The following is a 17,648-nucleotide window of genomic DNA, read 5'->3' as shown; positions in this document are numbered from 1 at the left end:
TTAACTATTCAATTATTTAACTTCAGTTTTATATGCTTCTATCGTTTTTCTAACACTTTTATATTTTTGTAGTAATTTGGTTGCCAATTCTTCTTCAATATTCAAATCGTCCATGACCATTCTAACACCTCTTGAAACAAGCTTTTTGTTTGATAGTTGCATGTCTACCATTTTATTTCCTTTTACACGTCCCAATTTTATCATCACCGTTGTAGAAATCATATTCAAGGCTAACTTCTGTGCTGTACCCGCTTTCATTCTTGTGCTTCCTGTAACAAACTCTGGCCCAACAATTAATTCTACAGGAAAGCCTGCTTCTAGTGATAATGGGGAATCTTTATTACAAGTAACGCAGCCAGTTATAATTTGGTGCTGTTTCGCTTTTTGTAAGCCACCAATTACATACGGTGTAGTGCCCGAAGCCGCAATACCAACAAGAACATCTTTGTCTGTAATATTGTGTTCTTGTAAATCTTTCCAAGCTAACTCGGTATCATCTTCTGCATTTTCAATAGCTTTTCTAAGCGCTGTATCTCCACCAGCAATTATTCCAATAATCCAATTATCTGAAACCCCAAATGTAGGCGGACATTCAGATGCATCCAAAACCCCTAATCTACCACTTGTTCCTGCTCCAATGTAAAAAAGCCTTCCTCCTTTACTCATTTTCGCATGAATAACATCCGTTAATTTTTCAATTTGTGGTATGGCTTTTTCAATTGCATTAGGTACTTTTTTATCTTCTATATTCATGTTTGAAAGTAATTCAAACGTACTCATTTCTTCTAAATTATTGTAATCTGATGTTTGCTCTGTTGTTAGGTTGTTAATCATTTTTATTTCGTGTGAGGATTAAACTTAAAATTGTTAATGATGCGTTTAATAATATATTCATAAAGCCTAAATCGAAAGAAAATTTTTCTTTAACGATGTAGTTTAAATAATAAGTTAGCAATGGCATTAAAATACAGACATAAGGTACTACTGTATCTTTTATATTTATTTTAGTAAAAATACCCAACAAATAGAGCCCCAATAACGGACCATACGTATAGCCTGCAACTTTAAATATTGTTGTAATTACATCTCCTTTACTTTCTGAAAACAACATTATGATGATAAAAATGATCACAGAAAAACCAAGTAACACGTAATTTTTAAGTCGTTTTTTTTCTTTTGAATTCTTATTTTTCACATCTAAAAAATCTACTGTAAAAGATGTTGTTAGTGCTGTTAATGATGAATCTACACTAGAAAATGAAGCCGCAGTTATTCCTAAAATAAAACTAACCGCTGCTACAGTTCCAAAATTTCCAAGAGAAAGCATTGGAAATAAATTATCTGTATTGATAAACTTTCCGTTCTCCATTTCTAACTGAATTCCGAATTTTTCTGCGTACAAATAAAGCATCACACCTAAACCTAAAAAAAGAAATTGAGCCAAGGCTAAAAACAAACTGAATGTTAATATATTACGTTGTGCTTCCTTTTTATTTTTACAGGTTAAGGTTTTTTGCATCATATTTTGATCTAAACCAACCATAGCTACAGCAATCAAAATTCCAGAAATAAACTGTTTAAAAAAGTTACTTCCCGAATTAAAATCCCAATTAAAAACCTTAAAATATTTATGATCTGTAATAGAAGTTATCGTTTCTGAAACGCTTAAATCTAAAGCGTCTTTTATAATAAATATAGATACGATTGCAGCCATTAATAAAAAGAAGGTTTGTAAAGTATCCGTCCAAACAATGGTTTTAATTCCAGATTTATTGGTGTACATCCATATTAAGATTAATATGATAATTACGGTTGCATAAAAAGGAATATTAAACGCATCGAAAACTGCATATTGTAAAATTTTTGCTGCTAGCAACAATCTTAATGCTGCACCAAAAGATTGCGAAATCAAGAAAAATAAAGAACCTGTCTTATACGTTCTTGGTCCGAATCTGGTTTCTAAATAACTGTATATCGAAACCAGTTTTAAATTGTAATAGATGGGAATTAACACGTAAGTTATAAACACATAACCCACTACGTTTCCGAAAACGAATTGTAAATAATAAAAGTAATTATTACTTACCATTCCTGGTATAGAAACAAATGTTACACCAGACATAACGGCGCCAATCATCCCAAAAGCAACGACTTGCCAAGGAGATTTTCTGTCTCCTGTATAAAAGGAATCGTCACTTGTGTTTTTTGAAGTAAAGTGTGATATTAACATTAATACCCCAAAATAAGATACAATGATTAATAGAATTATGGTTGAGTTCATTTTAATTTATTAGCTTTAAACTACTTTTATTATTTATTAAGTACCATTAGTTATGGTATTGAAGTTGACATACTTTTTTTTAAAAATAGTTGTAATTTAATTTTTGAAGTTGAATTTCTGATACATGAGTTTTTACTTTTTCAATTTTAAGAAGAATTGTCTTCCTAAATTTAAACTCTTTATTAAAATAAGAGGTGAGATTCGTCTTTTAGTATCTCACCTCCTATCACAAATTCAAACTAAAAACAAATATTGTTACTCTCTTTTATTTTTAAAAATTATCTTTTTCTCAATTAATTTTTATCCCACCACATTCTTGTCGTTAAAAGGTCTCCTCCTTGTTGCGTTATTGCTGCGTCAACATTTACTGGATTGTTTAATTTTTCTGAAGCTGGATACACCAATCTTCTTGGAATTTCACCACCTGTAAGCGTAGCTGCAACACTTGCAGGCACTAACTCTGGATAACCAGATCTTCTCCAATTTGAAAAAGTTTCTAAACCATTACCAAATGTAGCTACCCAATATTGTTCATTAATCATTTTTAAAGCCTCCGAGGATACAAAAGGATTCGTATTTAAGTAATCGTCTATCTGAGTAGTTGTAATATTTGCGACATTACCATACATCGATAAATATTGCATTGCCGCAGTTACACCTGCATTGTAATGTATTTCAACATTTGTAGCTCCACCTGCCAAACTCCATCTTTCTCCTGCTTCGGCTAACATAAACTCAACCTCTGCATACGTTTGAAAGAAAAAAGGAGCATCGTAAACTACATTTCCCGAACCACCAAAAATATTGATGTTTGGTTTTGAATTTGCTGTACCTCTTGTATCAACATTTATATCTTGACCAAATTGTAAGGTAGGATCTGTATCTCCACTAACTGTAGATGCTAAAACAGAAACTCTTGGATCATCTCTATCTTTCATAAAATCCATAAAAGTTTTAGAAATTTTAACTTGAGTTGAAGCTCTAGAAGTAAAACACTTGGTAAGCGGATTTACGTTTGGTCCACCATCATTTGCAGAATTCTCATATTGTAAAAAAGCAATATCTGCATTACTTGTCATCACTCCTCCATTAATCGCTTTCGTTGCCCATGCTTTCGCACTTGCATCGTCTACTTTTACCATTCTCATCGCCAAACGTAACATTAATGAATTGGCAAACTTTTTCCATTTCCCGGTATCACCAGCAAACATTAAATCTGCAGTACCATAAGAACTTATACCTCCTGAATTTAAAACAGTAGCAGAAGCTTCTAATGTTTCTAACATATTTGTATAAATAGAACTTTGTGTATCATATTTAGGAAAACGAATCCCTTCTAAAAACCCTTTGCCAGCTTCACTGTATGGAATATCTCCATAAGCATCTGTTATTCTACTAAAAATTAAAACTTTTTGTACTCTTGCAATCGCTAAATCTACCGTTGCAGTAGGTGCTGTACTTGCTTCTAATTGTGCTTCTAAATCTGCAATGTTTTTTACAGTAGTTTTAAATTGCTCTTCAAATAACCAATGTGTATTTCCTTCTTTATATAAAAAGGATACGTACGACGTATTATTTAAGTGCTGTACGTTTTGCATAAAATGAATAACATTCCAAAATAAATACGCAACATAACTACTACCACCTGTGTATAACTGAATATAAGTAAGTTTTGTTGATGGATCTAACTGAACTGGTTTTGTTGGATTTACATTGAGTTCTTCGAAACCGTCATCACAAAAACTAAATGTACATAGTATTACTACTAAAATAAATATTTTTTTCATATTCTATTTTTTAAAATTTAACGTTTACTGAAAACCCATAACTTCTTGTTGATGGTGTTCCAAACCTTTCTATACCTTGAGAGTTTAAATTATTTAATGAAGCCTCTGGATCTACATTATCAATTTTTCTTGAAATAAAGAATAGGTTTCTACCTATAACAGACAATCTTACATTGTCAATAAAAACATTTTTTAATGCTGTTTGAGGAAGACTATATGACAGACTTACCTCTCTAAACTTAATAAAATCTGTACTGTATACAAATTCTTCAGAAATTCCTGAATTTTCTTCACCTATAAAACCATAATAAGTTCGTAAGTTTTCTGGAGCCACAACCTTCGTAAATGCTTGCCCTGTAGCATTATCAATACCAGATACTTCTAAACCATCTTCTCGACCTTTAAGTGTCTTTTTATGAAGTCCTCTCATCATTAATTCTCTGTTTGTTCCAGAATGTACACTTCCTCCAAACTTTGCATCAATTAAAAAACTTAATGAAAAATCCTTGTAACTAAATCTATTTGAGAAACCCATGGTATAAGGTGCAACACCTTGCCCTAGTATTTTATTTTCTCCTTGAACCGGTTTTGGTATCGTACCACTATTGTTATACATAATCGTTCCGTTTTCATCTCTCTTATATGAAGAACCGAAAATTACCCCATAATTCTCACCAACAATATGAGAAATAATTGCTGTTCTAGATCTCGTTAAACTTCCATCTACATTAATAGCAGTATCTTCATCATCTGTGTGAATAATTTCACTATTATTATACCCAAAATTAAATGAAGTATTCCATGAGAAATCTTCTGTTTTAATTGGCGAACCTCCTATTAAAAATTCAAATCCTTTATTTTGTAATTCACCAATATTAAGAATTGATGAAGTAAATCCTGAGGATTGAGAAGCTGCTGCTCTAACAATATCATTCTGAGTTTTGTTTGCATAATAAGCCATATCAAGATGTAACCTACTGTTAAAAAAACGCCCTTCAAAACCAACTTCAAATTCATTTTTTTGAAACGGAATTAAGTTTGGATTTGGGATAGAATTTCCATTTAACTGCCCGAAAGACTGTCCTTGAAAAGATCCTGTAATTGCATAATCTAAATTTAAACTATAAGCATTTCTAGCGCCACCTGCAACTTGCGCATAACTGGTTCTTACTTTCGCGTAATTAATTGCTTCTGGTAAATCAAAAGCCTGACTTAATAATAAACTCTGACTTACAGACCAATAAAACCCGTCATTTGGTGTCGTTTTCCCAGGAAAAGAAAGTGTAGAAAACCAATCATTTCTTCCTGTAAAAGTTACATACAAATACCTGTTATAACTTGCTTCAAATGAACCGTAGATAGAATTTGTTTTTGTTTCGAAAAACCCATAAGTTGGTTCTGGCAGTGTTGTATTGTTTAAATCTTCTAACCCAACAACAATAAAACCTCTTCCTAACGCACTTAAAGATTCGAAACTAGATGTTCTAGAATTAGCGCCTAATATAGAATTTATTGATATTTTATCTGTGATATCTTTATCAATACCTAACATAACATCTGAATTTACTAATTTATAAGTAGATTTTACTTGGTATAATTCACCTGCTGGTCTGTAAGCTGTACCAAAAGGAGTCACTCTTTTTCTTGACAAATCATACGTATCGATACCCGTTCTTCCAGTAACACTTAACCAATCATTTACATCATATTTTAAAGTTGTTGATGCAGTAAGTCTATTTTTAGTATCATCATTATTAAAATCATTTGTTGCCCAATAAGGGTTAGAGATAAACTGACTTGGCTGAAACCTTAACTCTGTTCCTTCTTCATTAGAACCTGGCTTCAAATCATAAATATTTAAACTACTTGGCAATACAAAAGCTACTGTGTTTGCATTTCCTGGTGTATCTCCAATACTTATACGATTATGTACATCTTCTACAATGTATTTTGTGTTGATTGTAGATGTTAATTTTGAACTAATTTTAGCAGAAGCATTTAAAGATATCGATCTTCTTTTTAAGGTTGTATTAGGAAAAATATCTTTATTATCTAGGTTTGAAAAAGACAAACGATAATTATAATCTTCGCCTCCTTTTGCAAGTGCAAGCGTATTAATTGAAGTAACACCTGTTTTGTAAAATTTATCTAAATTATTACCTGCATAAGAATAAGGTCTTTTAACTCCGTCCCAATTATATACTAACGAACCATCTAAAGGTGCACCCCAAGATTGTAAAGAACTCACATAAGAATCATCAATTGCACTGGCTTTCAGTCCTATTTCTACAGGATTACCAGTTAAATCATATTCATACCCTGGTCTTAACCTGTTATTTCCTTGTCCGTAGGTTGTTTGAAAATCTTGAAGACCTGTGTTTACTTTATCAAAAGTAAAAGAACTAGAATATTCTATTCCCATCTTTTTTTTATTCTTACCCGATTTTGTGGTAATCATTATTACACCGTTAGAAGCTAAAGAACCATAAAGAGCTGCTGCTGAACTTCCTTTTAAAACGGATACACTTTCAATATCATCGGGGTTTAGTGAAGAGATATCATCTCCTCCATCTCCTGTTGCATTGTTTGTTGCACCCACAACAGAGCCATTGGTATTATTAATAACAGGAATTCCGTCTATTACATACAATGGTTGATTATTTCCTGTTAATGAACTCGCACCACGTATAATAACCCTACTAGAACCTGCAGCTCCACCACTACCGCTAGAAATATTAACACCCGCAACTCTTCCTTGTAAAGAGTTCACAGCACTTAAACTTTTAACAGTAGATAAATCTTCTCCGTCTACTTTGGTTAATGAATACCCCAAAGCTTTTGACTCTCTTTTAATACCTAAAGCCGTAACTACAATTTCATTAAGATTTGTTGAATCTGGCTCTAAAGTAGCATTTATCACTTGATCTTCTCCTGTTAAATTAATAGTAACAGTTTTATACCCAAGGTAACTAAAAGTTAGTGTCTTTCCTTTTAAATCTTCAGCCTTTATAGAATAACGTCCATCAAAGTCGGTTATATCTCCTTTATTAACTTGGTTAATAAATACACTAACCTCAGGTAAAGGAATTTTACTCCCTTTTTCGGTAACAGTTCCTGAAATAGTTTTCAGTTGAGCAAATGAACTTTGCACAACCAAGAGCATAAACAAGACTATTATTAGGTTGTAAGTTTTTTTCATATAAAATTGAGTTTAAATTAATTAGGGTAAAGATATGAAAATAATTAAAACACGCAAGTAATATGCAAAAAACTGCACATTACTTGCTACAACACAACATATTCAAACAAAAAAACAAACTAAAACATGCAGTAAAATTATATTATAAGAGGAATAAAAAACAACTAAAATATTTAAAAAAATAAAAAACAATTGATTTTACTACACTTAAATGTATTATTATTTTAAGAACACTAAAAAGCAATATTTAATTTAGATATTATTTTATTGCAACTTTAATATTAAATAACAGCAAAAAAATGCAACTTTAATATTTTATCACAAAGATATTTGCATAATCACTTAATAAAATCTTATTTTTGAGAAAATCAATTTTTATGAAGAAAAAGGATCGACAGCAAAAAGTAGTAGATGAAGTAAGTATTAATAGGCAAGTAAGTTCTAGTTTTCTTTCTGAAAAATTAAATGTTTCTGAAGACACCATAAGAAGAGATATAAAAGAGCTAGACAAAAGAGGCCTATTAACCAAAGTACACGGAGGAGCTATTTCTACGATGCAAAAACTGTATCACTACAATGAAGATGTAATATATAAAAGAGAAGAAAAAGTTCTAATTGCTAAAAAAGCAATTACCTTAGTTGAAGACGGCATGGTAATTATAATGAGTGGTGGAACGACAAATCTGATGTTAGCCAAATTATTTCCAAAAACGTTAAAAGCCACTATTTACACATATAGCTTACCAATTGCAATGCAATTAGCAGAACACCCAACTATTGAAACTATATTTATTGGAGGTCGAATTCAAAGAAACTCAATGGTAACCACAGGTATTGATGTTATTCAATACTTATCTAACATTACCGCAAATCTTTGTTTTATTGGCGTAAGTGGTTTTAGTTTAGAGCAAGGTATTACTGGCGAAGGTTATGAAGTTGCATTGGTTAAAAAAGCAATGATTAAAGCTTCTGAACGAAACGTCTATTTATCTACCTCAAATAAATTAAATATTAGACTTAACTATGATATTTGTAGCCTTCAAGAAATTGACATTGCCATTACAGATTTAGACGTAAAAGATCCAATACTAAAACCTTATGTTGAATCTGGCGTTGTATTAATTTAATTTCTGAATATAAAATTTAAACTGACTTAAATTAAATCGTAAAGCATATGATTTTAAAAAAAATCTGTTTTCATCAAAAAACAACATCTATCTTTTTTATTGTCTTTTTTACGTTGCTTTTAATCAATTGTAGCAAAAAGGTTTACACGCCTATAGAAATAAAAAAGGTCGGGATTAAAAAAACAACGAATACTGAAGTTAAAGAAAACAATCCTCTCGCTACCGAAAGGGAGTTTAGAGCGGTTTGGATTGCTAGTGTAGCAAACATTAATTGGCCAAGTAAACGCGGCCTTTCTACTGAGGAACAACAAAAAGAGGCTATTGAATTATTAGACCTTCTTCATCAAAATAATTTTAATACCGTTATATTACAAGTGAGACCACAAGCAGATGCGATGTACAAAAGCAACTTAGAACCTTGGTCTTATTATTTAACAGGAACACAAGGAAAAGCGCCTTTTCCTTATTACGACCCCTTAGAGTTTTGGATTAACGAAGCACATAAAAGAGGCTTAGAATTACATGCTTGGTTAAACCCTTATAGAGCGCATCACACAGCAGGAGGCGAAATAACCGAAGCTTCAATAGTTTACAAAAAACCAGAATTGGTTACAAAATTAGAAGCCGGTTTTTGGTGGTTAGATCCTGGTAATAAGAAAACGCAAGAACATAGCTACAAAGTTGTGATGGATATTGTTAAAAGATACAATGTAGACGGAATTCATTTTGATGATTATTTTTATCCATATCCTTCTTACAATAATAACAAAGATTTTCCGGATGATAAAAGCTGGAAAAACTACCTAAATTCTCGTGGTCAACTAAAAAGAGATGATTGGAGAAGAGATAACGTAAATACATTTATCGAAAAAGTTTACTCCAATATCAAAAAAGTAAAACCAAGTGTAAAGTTCGGTATTAGTCCTTTTGGTTTTTGGCGACCAAATTACCCTGCCTCGGTAACTGCTGGTTTCGATCAATACAGTGAGTTGTATGCAGACGCAAAGCTTTGGTTAAATAAAGGATGGATCGATTATCTTACCCCTCAATTGTATTGGCCAATTAATAGAACAGATGTTAGTTTTCCGGTTTTACTAAATTGGTGGAATCAAGAAAACACGCACAAAAGACACCTATGGCCAGGAATGAGTATTGGCAGAATCAAAGGAGATGAAGGAATTGATGAAGTTATAAATCAGATTATGATAACCAAAGGCATGTTATCTAAATCTCCTGGAGCTGTACATTGGAGCATTGCACCTTTAATAGAATCACCAAAATTAATGGAAGCAATAGCTAACGGACCGTATAAAAAACAGGCGCTCGTTCCGGGTTCTCCTTGGCTAAATAATTCAAAACCCGAAAAACCAACACTAAATTATACTTTTGAAAATGATACTTTATTGATAAACTGGACGGCTAAAAACAGCAATAAAGTTGCCAACTGGGTAGTTCGTTACAAATACAATAACAAATGGGATTATAGCATTCACGGACGATTTACAAATTCAGATAAGCTTCCGCTGACTTTAAATGACTCTAAAAAAACTTTAAAAGCAATTGCGATATCTGCTATTGATAAATTTGGAAACGAAAGTATTTTTGAAGAAATACCGATTACAAAAGTAAAAACACGAATTAAAGACTAATTTTATCGCTACTTATTTTTAGCTTCAATCCATTTACTCATGTATTTTGTCGCTTGCAAAGTTTGATGATGTAACAAGCTTCCCAGAAAATTCTGAGTTCTGTGTTGTTCTAAATTATGCTGAATTTCTTCAATTTTATTGAAAAGTAATTCGCCGTTTTTTTCTTTACTATAAATGCAATTGATAATCTCTATTCCATTTAATTGGGCATTTTCCCAAGCAGACTTATTCGTATATAATTCATTTGCCATTAATGCAAAATCAGAAAAATCATCTTCTACAAAACCATTCCAAGGAAATTTATCCGCCATTCCCTCTGCTCCAATAGAAGTCGTAACGCTTGGTGTTCCGCAAAGCATTGCCTCTGTAAGTTTTCCTTTAATTCCTGCACCAAAATTTAAAGGTGCTAAAACAACCCTAGCGTTTTCTACAACTTCATTTGCATTTGCTGCAAAACCCTTAATGATAAAACCTTCTTTTTTATTGTGAAGCTGTTCAATTTGCTGATTCATGTATGCACCATAAATATGGACTTCAGCTTTTGGAAGCTGCTTTCTTATCTCGTTCCAAATCTCATTTTTTAAGGTTAAAACGGCGTCAACATTTGGCTTGTGAAAGAAATTACCAATAAAAATGAAATGTTCTCTTTCTTCAAATATTTTCCATTTTTTTTGTTGATGTTTGCTAATCTCATCAAACAAAAAAGGCACATACATTAAAATAGTTTCGTCTATTTTAAAAGTATTTTTCAACAATTCCATTTCAAACGTAGAAATAATTAGAGACAAATCGCACCTTAAAATAGCTGCAATTTCTCTTTTTGTAATGTCTTGTTTCAGAAGTTCTTCCTTAGAAAAATCGATATTCTTTTTAAAACACAACTCTCTTGTTTTTCGCAAACAATGCAAATCTTCTGTATCTAAAATCCTGATTGCTTTTGGGTAATTTTCTGCAACGCGCCAACCAAATTGTTCTTCCATCATAAAACGATCGAACATGACAATACTTGGCTGTAATTCTTTTATAAAATCATCAAAAGAAACGTTGTTTAATTCAATAGAAACTTCAGTAATTCCTGAAGAAATTAAATCGATTGCTTTCTCACTTTTTTGTGAAGGCGAAGCAAAAGTAATTGCATAATCCCTTTCTAAGAATTGATGTATTAACTGCAACATTCTCTTTCCCGCAGCAGAAGAATTGGGTTCTACCCAAACTGCACCAATAATTAAAAGCGTTTTTTTTTGCAATTATTTGGTGGTCATTTGTAGTTTGTAATCCCCTTGTACTTTCTTTCCCCAAGCAACAACCGCCGCAATTTGAGCTGGCGTTAAGTTAGCATCTACGTGCGTCCAAGTATAAGAATCTAAAGGCATTTCTCCTTTTTCAACTTCTTCGTACAGCTCGTCCATTTTATGCTCCTTCTTTTTCAAAGAATATGTATTCCATTTAGAAAAGTTCAAATGCTTTTTACCATCGACAATATGGTCGTTTAACCAAAAGTTTATAGGTGTAATAGAATTGTACCAAGGATAGGTAGTTTTATCTGAATGGCAATCGAAACAGGTAGTTTCTAAAATCTTTTTAACGTCTTCTGGAGGGTTAGTTTCCGAAATAAAAGTTGCAACAGTCGCTAATTTTCCATCATTTTTTTCTGGCCCAAAAAATTGAGCGACAACAAGAACAATCAACAAGAAAACAACCATTTTTTTTAGAATCTTCATCTTTAAATTTTAAGAATATTTTATGTTGTAAAACTACTACATTCTTACTTTATTTTATGAAAATATGTGTATTTTTGTTCATTATTAGTAGAAGTTAACCATTATGGTTACAAAAAAAGCAAAATAAACTTACTTATGAAATACGATATTATTGTAATTGGTTCTGGACCTGGAGGATATATAGCTGCAGTTAGAGCTTCTCAATTAGGCAAAAAAGTAGCAATTATAGAAAAATATTCAACTTTGGGCGGTACCTGTTTAAATGTTGGTTGTATTCCTTCTAAAGCACTATTAGATTCTTCGCATCATTACTATGACGCGGTTCATCATTTTGAAGAACACGGTATTACTGTTGAAAAACCAACCTTCGATTTCGGAAAAATGGTAGACAGAAAAGCCAAAGTTGTAGAAACAACTACAGGCGGAATCAAATATTTAATGGACAAAAACAATGTGGATGTTTTTGAAGGCTTAGGTTCTTTTGTTGATAAAACACACGTAAACATTGCAAAAAATGATGGAACTTCTGAAGTAATTGAAGGAACAAATATTATTATAGCAACAGGTTCGAAACCATCTACTTTACCATTTATTAAACTAGACAAAGAGAGAGTAATAACTTCTACAGAAGCTTTAAAACTACCTGAAGTACCAAAACATTTATTGGTAATTGGAGGTGGTGTTATTGGTTTAGAGTTAGGTTCTGTTTACAAGCGTTTAGGTGCAGATGTTACAGTGATAGAATATGCTGCAAAAATTACCCCAACAATGGACTCTGATATTTCTAAGGAATTACAAAAAGTTCTAAAGAAACAAGGCATTAAATTTGCTACAAGTCATGGTGTTACTGCTGTGGAAAGAAATGGAGATGAAGTTATTGTAAAAGCAACTAATAAAAAAGGGGAAGAAGTAACTTTTACTGGAGATTATTGTTTGGTTGCTGTGGGTAGAAAAGCATACACAGAAGGTTTAGGCTTAGAAAAAATTGGTATTGAAGTAAATGAACGTGGTCAAGTTTCTATAAATGATCATTTACAAACAAATGTACCTAATGTTTATGCAATTGGTGATGTTGTAAAGGGTGCAATGTTAGCACACAAAGCAGAAGAAGAAGGTGTTGTAGTTGCAGAATTTTTAGCTGGCGAAAAACCACACATCGATTATAATTTAATTCCTGGTATTGTATACACATGGCCAGAAGTTGCTGCAGTTGGTAAAACTGAAGACGAATTAAAAGAAGCAAAAGTAGATTACAAATCTGGTAAATTTTCAATGAGAGCTTTAGGTAGATCTCGTGCAAGTGGAGATATAGATGGATTTGTAAAAGTTTTAGCAGATAAAAACACTGATGAGATTTTAGGAGTTCACATGGTTGGTGCACGTGTTGCAGATTTAATTATGGAAGCTGCAGTTGCAATGGAGTTTAGAGCATCCGCAGAAGATTTGGCAAGAATTTGTCATGGTCACCCAACCTATTCTGAAGCTGTAAAAGAAGCGGCAAAAGCTGCTTGGGACGGAAAACCATTAAACGCATAAAATTATTATTCCTGCGAAAGCTAGAATTTAAAAATATCTAAAAAGCATCCAATTAATTGGGTGCTTTTTGTTTTTAAAAAGTTGCTTACTTTTATCACATGAAAAAAATATTTGCTTTCTTTTTAATTTTTATTTTTTCAGGAATCTTATACAGTCAAGAAGAAACAGCTTCGAAAGCCCAACCTTCTAACTTTTTATCTAACTCTTATTACAGCATTAATTTTGGCGGAATTTTCTATCCGTTTTCTAACAATAATTTAATTGATGGTTATAAAACAGACACTTTTTCTAGAAATTATTTCTCTGGAAGGTTGTTGTTGGGGTATAAAATTTCTCCAGATTTAGCGTTACAGTTCGGAACCATGAGACCCGCATCTTGGTTTAAATATAACAATGTAAATAATATTGGTTATGAAAGAAGTGTATGGATAAATGCTTGGTCTCTATCTCTAAAGAAAAACATCAACTTACATAAAAAACTTTCTATTTATGGTGAAGCTGGTATTGCAAATGTTACACGCATTGGCTTTTCTATAGACGATACAATTATTTATCCAGATGCACATTTTGCTAGTTTAATCTATGGTTTTGGCTTAAACTATAAATTGAATAAAAAATGGAGATTGAATTTAAACGGAACATTTTTACCTAAATCTGTAAAAGAAAATCAGCCTTCTATTTCTCAAGTTACGTTTGGCTTTGAATATCACATTAATAAATTACCTAAAGAACAAGTTGAGAAACACGAAAATAATGGTCATTTTTTTCCAAAAAACATGGTTCAAGTAAGTTACGGAAACAGCAAAATTGGTTTTGGTGCAAATCGCTTTTTCGGAATGAGTTTAAAAGTAGGCAATTTCGAAAGTTTTGGAATTCCTGTTTTTTGGGTTGGAGCAGTTAAAGCAGCACATTCCTTTTCCATTACCTATCAAAGATTAGCTTTTAGAACAGAAAAGATATTTTCTTTAGATTGGGGCGTTAGTATAACCGCTTTTCAAACAGAAGCAACACAAGAAAATGTGCTGGCTTTCTCTATTTTTCCGACCATGCGTTTTTATTTATTACGTAGAAAAGGGTTTGATATGTACACAAATTATTCTTTAATCGGCCCTACTTTTTTAACGAAAGGAAATTTAGATAATTTAAAAACCGGACCAAAAACAACCTATCAAGACACCATGGGTTTAGGTGTTTTCTTCGGAAAAAAACGAGCGTACAATGCAGAACTTAGAATTATGCATTACTCTAACGGAAATATTTTTCCGAATAACTCTGGCGTTGCGGTTCCGATTCAATTTACCTTTGGAAAAACATTTTAAATCTGACTACTAATCAATAAGAATTGTATTTTTGCGCTAATGACTCAAAGAACTACCCGTACTTTTTCTGTAGAAAACATTAAAGACTTTAAGCAAAACTTATTGTCTTGGTCGCAACAATTTGAAACAGCACTTTGGTTAGATTCAAACAATTACGAGCAGCAATATTCTAATTTCGATAGCGCTTTGGCTGTTGAAGAGTTTACAGCTATCAAAACAGATTACACCAATGCTTTTGATAAACTAAAAGAATACCAAACCATCACAAAAGATTATATTTTTGGGTATATTTCTTATGATGTTAAAAATGATGTAGAACGTCTTTCTTCTAATAATTTTGATGGTTTAGATTTTGCTGATTTGTATTTTTTTCAACCACAAAAGTTAATTTTTATCCGAGGAAAAAATATCGAATTTCAATATTTAAAAATGGTCGATGATGAGATAAAAAATGATTTTGAAGAGATTTCTAATATGTCTCTTCAATCAAAGTCAAGAGGTGTCGACTCCTTTGAACTAGACAGCGAAAAAGCAGATATTAAAATAAAGCTTAGAATTCACAAAGACGAATACCATCAAAAAGTTACAAAAGTTTTAGAGCATATTAAAAGAGGCGATATTTACGAAGCTAATTTTTGTCAGGAATTTTATGCTGAAAACGCAACCATACATCCTCTTGAAGTGTACAGACATTTAAATGAGATTTCTGAACCGCCTTTTGCTTCATTTCTAAAAATGGACCATCAATATGCTTTGTGTGCTTCACCAGAAAGATATCTAAAAAAGGAAGGTGCTAAAATTATTTCTCAACCTATTAAAGGAACTGCAAAAAGATTGATAAGTGCAATTGATGACGCCAAAATTGCATCCGATTTATCGAGAGACATCAAAGAACGCGCAGAAAATGTAATGATTGTAGATTTGGTAAGAAACGACTTATCTAAAACTGCAAAAATGGGTTCTGTAAAAGTTGAAGAATTGTGTAAAATCTATTCTTTTAAACAAGTGCATCAGATGATTTCTACCGTGGTTTCAGAAATTGACATGAATATGCACCCTTTAGAAACACTAAGAAGTACTTTTCCTATGGGAAGTATGACGGGCGCTCCGAAAATTTCTGCTATGAAAATTATTGAAGAACTAGAAGAAACAAAACGAGGTTTGTATTCTGGTACTATTGGTTATTTTACACCAGAAAATGATTTCGATTTTAATGTAGTTATTAGAAGTATTCTTTATAATGAAGAAAAAAAATATATTTCGTTTTCTGTTGGTGGCGCAATTACAGCAAAATCTGTGGTAGAAAAGGAGTATGAAGAATGCTTGTTAAAAGCAAAAGCGATGAAATACGTTTTATTGAGTTCTAAATAAAACGGCTATATTTATAGCATTTTAAAATCTTAAAAACGCTATTGTCTTATGGTATTTCCTAAAAAAACATATACTTCTCTTTTAATTGGGTTTTTATGTATTTCAAATTTTACAACTGCTCAAAATAGTAAGCATCAAAAAATATCTTTTGGAAATCCTTCTGAAGTTGATATGGATTCTCTTTACATTCACACAAAAGCAGATTCAATTATAAATTACGGCATACAAAAGGAAGCTTTTCCTGGAGCTCAAATTTTAGTTATAAAAAATCATAAAATTATTTTTAACAAAGCGTACGGTTTTCATACATATGACAGCATTCAGAAAGTTAGTTTAGAAGACATATATGACTTGGCTTCTGTTACAAAAATTATTGGTCCTTTGCCTGCATTAATGAAATTGCATAGCGAAGGAAAACTAGATCTAGACAGTCCGTTTAGTAATTACTGGAAACCTTGGAAAAGACGAAAAGACAAGAAACACCTTACTGTTAGAGCAGTATTAGCGCACCAAGCAGGTTTAAGTCCGTATATTATATTTTTAAATGAAGTTTTAAAAGAGAACGGAAAAATAAAAAAAAGGTTTGTAAAAAATGAACCGAATAAAAGGTTTAAAAACGAAGCGTACGAAGGTCTTTTTGTAAAAAACAGATTTAAGAATAAAATGTTTCGTCAAATTAACAGATCTAAAGTTTCTGATGAAAAGAAGTACAAATATTCTGGTTTGAGTTTTTTAATCTATCCTGAATTGATTTCACAAATCACCAAAAAAAAATATACAGATTATCTACAAGAAAACTTTTTTTCACCTTTAGAAACAGGCACTTTAGGTTATAGGCCAAAAACCAAAAATTTCAAAAACTTAATTGTTCCCACAGAAAGAGATTCGATTTTTAGAAAAGGACTTACAAAAAACTGGGTTCATGATGAAAATGCTGCGCTTTTAGGCGGAATTTCTGGTAACGCAGGTTTGTTTGGTACTTCTTTAGATTTAGCAAAAATTATGCAGATGTATAATAATTACGGTGTTTACGACGGTAAAAGATACCTTGCAGAAAGTACGGTAAGAGAATTTACTAAAATTCAATACCCAGAAAACGAAAATAGAAGAGGTCTTGGTTTCGACAAACCTTTAATAAATAACGCAACATTGTCTATAGAAGAAGCATATCCTGCGCCAGAAGTTAGTGCAGAAAGTTTTGGTCATAGTGGTTTTACAGGAACATTTGTTTGGGCAGATCCTATAAACAATTTGGTTTTTATATTTTTATCTAACAGAGTATACCCAAGTAGAACACACAGAAATATCTACAATTTAAATATTAGACCAAAACTTCAGCAAGTCTTCTATAAAGCAATCAAAAATAAAAAATAATTTCACTTATATTTGCGCTATGATAATTGACCAAGAAGCACTTTTTCAAAAAACGTTAGATAGTTTACAAGAAAAACCAACGGAACAGAATATGTTTAATAAATTTTTAGATTTGTATCCTGCAGAATGGAAACGACTAAAAGTTACTTTTTCTAAATTTAACAGAAGCAAGCAATTTGGTAAGACAATTCCGTTACCGAGACCCGAAGTTTCTTTAAGAAGAAATATTAGCGTTTGGTTGAAAAAACAATAGTATAATAACGTTATTAATTTGCGTACTTTTG

At 31.8% G+C, this 17,648-nt stretch carries 13 protein-coding genes; 7 read left to right on the top strand and 6 right to left on the bottom strand.

Annotated features, from left to right (window positions below):
* Positions 1–12: 12 nt before the first annotated feature.
* The 4 genes from murQ to CW731_RS13335 all read right to left on the bottom strand — a co-directional run bounded on the left by murQ (position 13) and on the right by CW731_RS13335 (position 7,267).
* Positions 13–834 (bottom strand): N-acetylmuramic acid 6-phosphate etherase, encoded by an 822-nt coding sequence (gene murQ, locus CW731_RS13350; RefSeq protein WP_100947188.1) that lies wholly within the window; start codon positions 832–834, stop codon positions 13–15.
* A complete protein-coding gene (locus tag CW731_RS13345) occupies positions 827–2,281 on the bottom strand; it encodes a sodium:solute symporter (RefSeq protein WP_100947187.1) in 1,455 nt (484 codons plus the stop codon). The genes murQ and CW731_RS13345 overlap by 8 nt, the downstream gene beginning before the upstream one ends.
* Positions 2,282–2,574: 293 nt before the next feature.
* Positions 2,575–4,068, bottom strand: a complete 1,494-nt coding sequence (locus CW731_RS13340) for a SusD/RagB family nutrient-binding outer membrane lipoprotein (RefSeq protein WP_100947186.1) — start codon at positions 4,066–4,068, stop codon at positions 2,575–2,577.
* Positions 4,069–4,078: 10 nt separating this feature from the next.
* Entirely contained in the window at positions 4,079–7,267 is a 3,189-nt protein-coding gene (locus tag CW731_RS13335; RefSeq protein ID WP_100947185.1) for a SusC/RagA family TonB-linked outer membrane protein, read from the bottom strand.
* 377 nt (positions 7,268–7,644) lie between these two features.
* Between CW731_RS13335 and CW731_RS13330 the strand changes: the two genes are divergently transcribed.
* Both CW731_RS13330 and CW731_RS13325 read left to right on the top strand, forming a co-directional pair.
* Positions 7,645–8,394: a DeoR/GlpR family DNA-binding transcription regulator gene (locus CW731_RS13330; protein ID WP_100947716.1), complete on the top strand. Its 750-nt coding sequence runs from the start codon at positions 7,645–7,647 to the stop codon at positions 8,392–8,394.
* Positions 8,395–8,441: 47 nt separating this feature from the next.
* Positions 8,442–10,043 carry a glycoside hydrolase family 10 protein gene (locus tag CW731_RS13325; RefSeq protein ID WP_100947184.1) on the top strand — a complete coding sequence of 534 codons (1,602 nt, stop codon included), beginning with the start codon at positions 8,442–8,444 and terminating at the stop codon, positions 10,041–10,043.
* A gap of 8 nt (positions 10,044–10,051) precedes the next feature.
* Here CW731_RS13325 and CW731_RS13320 read toward each other — a convergent pair whose 3' ends face one another.
* The gene (locus CW731_RS13320) at positions 10,052–11,290 is read right to left on the bottom strand and encodes a glycosyltransferase (RefSeq protein ID WP_100947183.1); all 1,239 of its coding nucleotides are present in this window, start codon (positions 11,288–11,290) and stop codon (positions 10,052–10,054) included.
* Positions 11,291–11,764 carry a heme-binding domain-containing protein gene (locus tag CW731_RS13315; RefSeq protein ID WP_100947182.1) on the bottom strand — a complete coding sequence of 158 codons (474 nt, stop codon included), beginning with the start codon at positions 11,762–11,764 and terminating at the stop codon, positions 11,291–11,293.
* Positions 11,765–11,899: 135 nt separating this feature from the next.
* Here CW731_RS13315 and lpdA point away from each other — a divergent pair, with 135 nt between their 5' ends.
* From lpdA to CW731_RS13285, 5 genes are all read left to right on the top strand, one after another.
* Positions 11,900–13,300, top strand: a complete 1,401-nt coding sequence (lpdA, locus tag CW731_RS13310) for a dihydrolipoyl dehydrogenase (protein ID WP_100947181.1) — start codon at positions 11,900–11,902, stop codon at positions 13,298–13,300.
* 98 nt (positions 13,301–13,398) lie between these two features.
* Positions 13,399–14,619, top strand: a complete 1,221-nt coding sequence (locus CW731_RS15850; RefSeq protein ID WP_232734677.1) for an acyloxyacyl hydrolase — start codon at positions 13,399–13,401, stop codon at positions 14,617–14,619.
* A gap of 39 nt (positions 14,620–14,658) precedes the next feature.
* On the top strand, positions 14,659–15,990 hold the full coding sequence (locus tag CW731_RS13295; RefSeq protein WP_100947180.1) for an anthranilate synthase component I family protein: 1,332 nt from the start codon (positions 14,659–14,661) through the stop codon (positions 15,988–15,990).
* A 48-nt stretch (positions 15,991–16,038) separates the two neighbouring features.
* Positions 16,039–17,364, top strand: coding sequence for a serine hydrolase (locus CW731_RS13290; protein ID WP_100947179.1), 1,326 nt, complete (start codon positions 16,039–16,041; stop codon positions 17,362–17,364).
* Between the two features lie 19 nt (positions 17,365–17,383).
* Entirely contained in the window at positions 17,384–17,617 is a 234-nt protein-coding gene (locus tag CW731_RS13285; protein ID WP_100947178.1) for a hypothetical protein, read from the top strand.
* Positions 17,618–17,648: the final 31 nt, after the last annotated feature.

The sequence above is a fragment of the Polaribacter sp. ALD11 genome (assembly GCF_002831685.1).
In the GTDB taxonomy this organism is placed as follows: domain Bacteria; phylum Bacteroidota; class Bacteroidia; order Flavobacteriales; family Flavobacteriaceae; genus Polaribacter.
This window is presented reverse-complemented; position numbering and strand designations above follow the sequence as displayed.

What these genes read in the sequence shown, in the direction of transcription:
- murQ (WP_100947188.1), bottom strand. Translation starts at nt 834, where the DNA reads ATGATTAACAACCTAACAACAGAGCAAACATCAGATTACAATAATTTA.
- CW731_RS13345 (WP_100947187.1), bottom strand. Translation starts at nt 2,281, where the DNA reads ATGAACTCAACCATAATTCTATTAATCATTGTATCTTATTTTGGGGTA.
- CW731_RS13340 (WP_100947186.1), bottom strand. Translation starts at nt 4,068, where the DNA reads ATGAAAAAAATATTTATTTTAGTAGTAATACTATGTACATTTAGTTTT.
- CW731_RS13335 (WP_100947185.1), bottom strand. Translation starts at nt 7,267, where the DNA reads ATGAAAAAAACTTACAACCTAATAATAGTCTTGTTTATGCTCTTGGTT.
- CW731_RS13330 (WP_100947716.1), top strand. Translation starts at nt 7,645, where the DNA reads ATGAAGAAAAAGGATCGACAGCAAAAAGTAGTAGATGAAGTAAGTATT.
- CW731_RS13325 (WP_100947184.1), top strand. Translation starts at nt 8,442, where the DNA reads ATGATTTTAAAAAAAATCTGTTTTCATCAAAAAACAACATCTATCTTT.
- CW731_RS13315 (WP_100947182.1), bottom strand. Translation starts at nt 11,764, where the DNA reads ATGAAGATTCTAAAAAAAATGGTTGTTTTCTTGTTGATTGTTCTTGTT.
- lpdA (WP_100947181.1), top strand. Translation starts at nt 11,900, where the DNA reads ATGAAATACGATATTATTGTAATTGGTTCTGGACCTGGAGGATATATA.
- CW731_RS15850 (WP_232734677.1), top strand. Translation starts at nt 13,399, where the DNA reads ATGAAAAAAATATTTGCTTTCTTTTTAATTTTTATTTTTTCAGGAATC.
- CW731_RS13295 (WP_100947180.1), top strand. Translation starts at nt 14,659, where the DNA reads ATGACTCAAAGAACTACCCGTACTTTTTCTGTAGAAAACATTAAAGAC.
- CW731_RS13290 (WP_100947179.1), top strand. Translation starts at nt 16,039, where the DNA reads ATGGTATTTCCTAAAAAAACATATACTTCTCTTTTAATTGGGTTTTTA.
- CW731_RS13285 (WP_100947178.1), top strand. Translation starts at nt 17,384, where the DNA reads ATGATAATTGACCAAGAAGCACTTTTTCAAAAAACGTTAGATAGTTTA.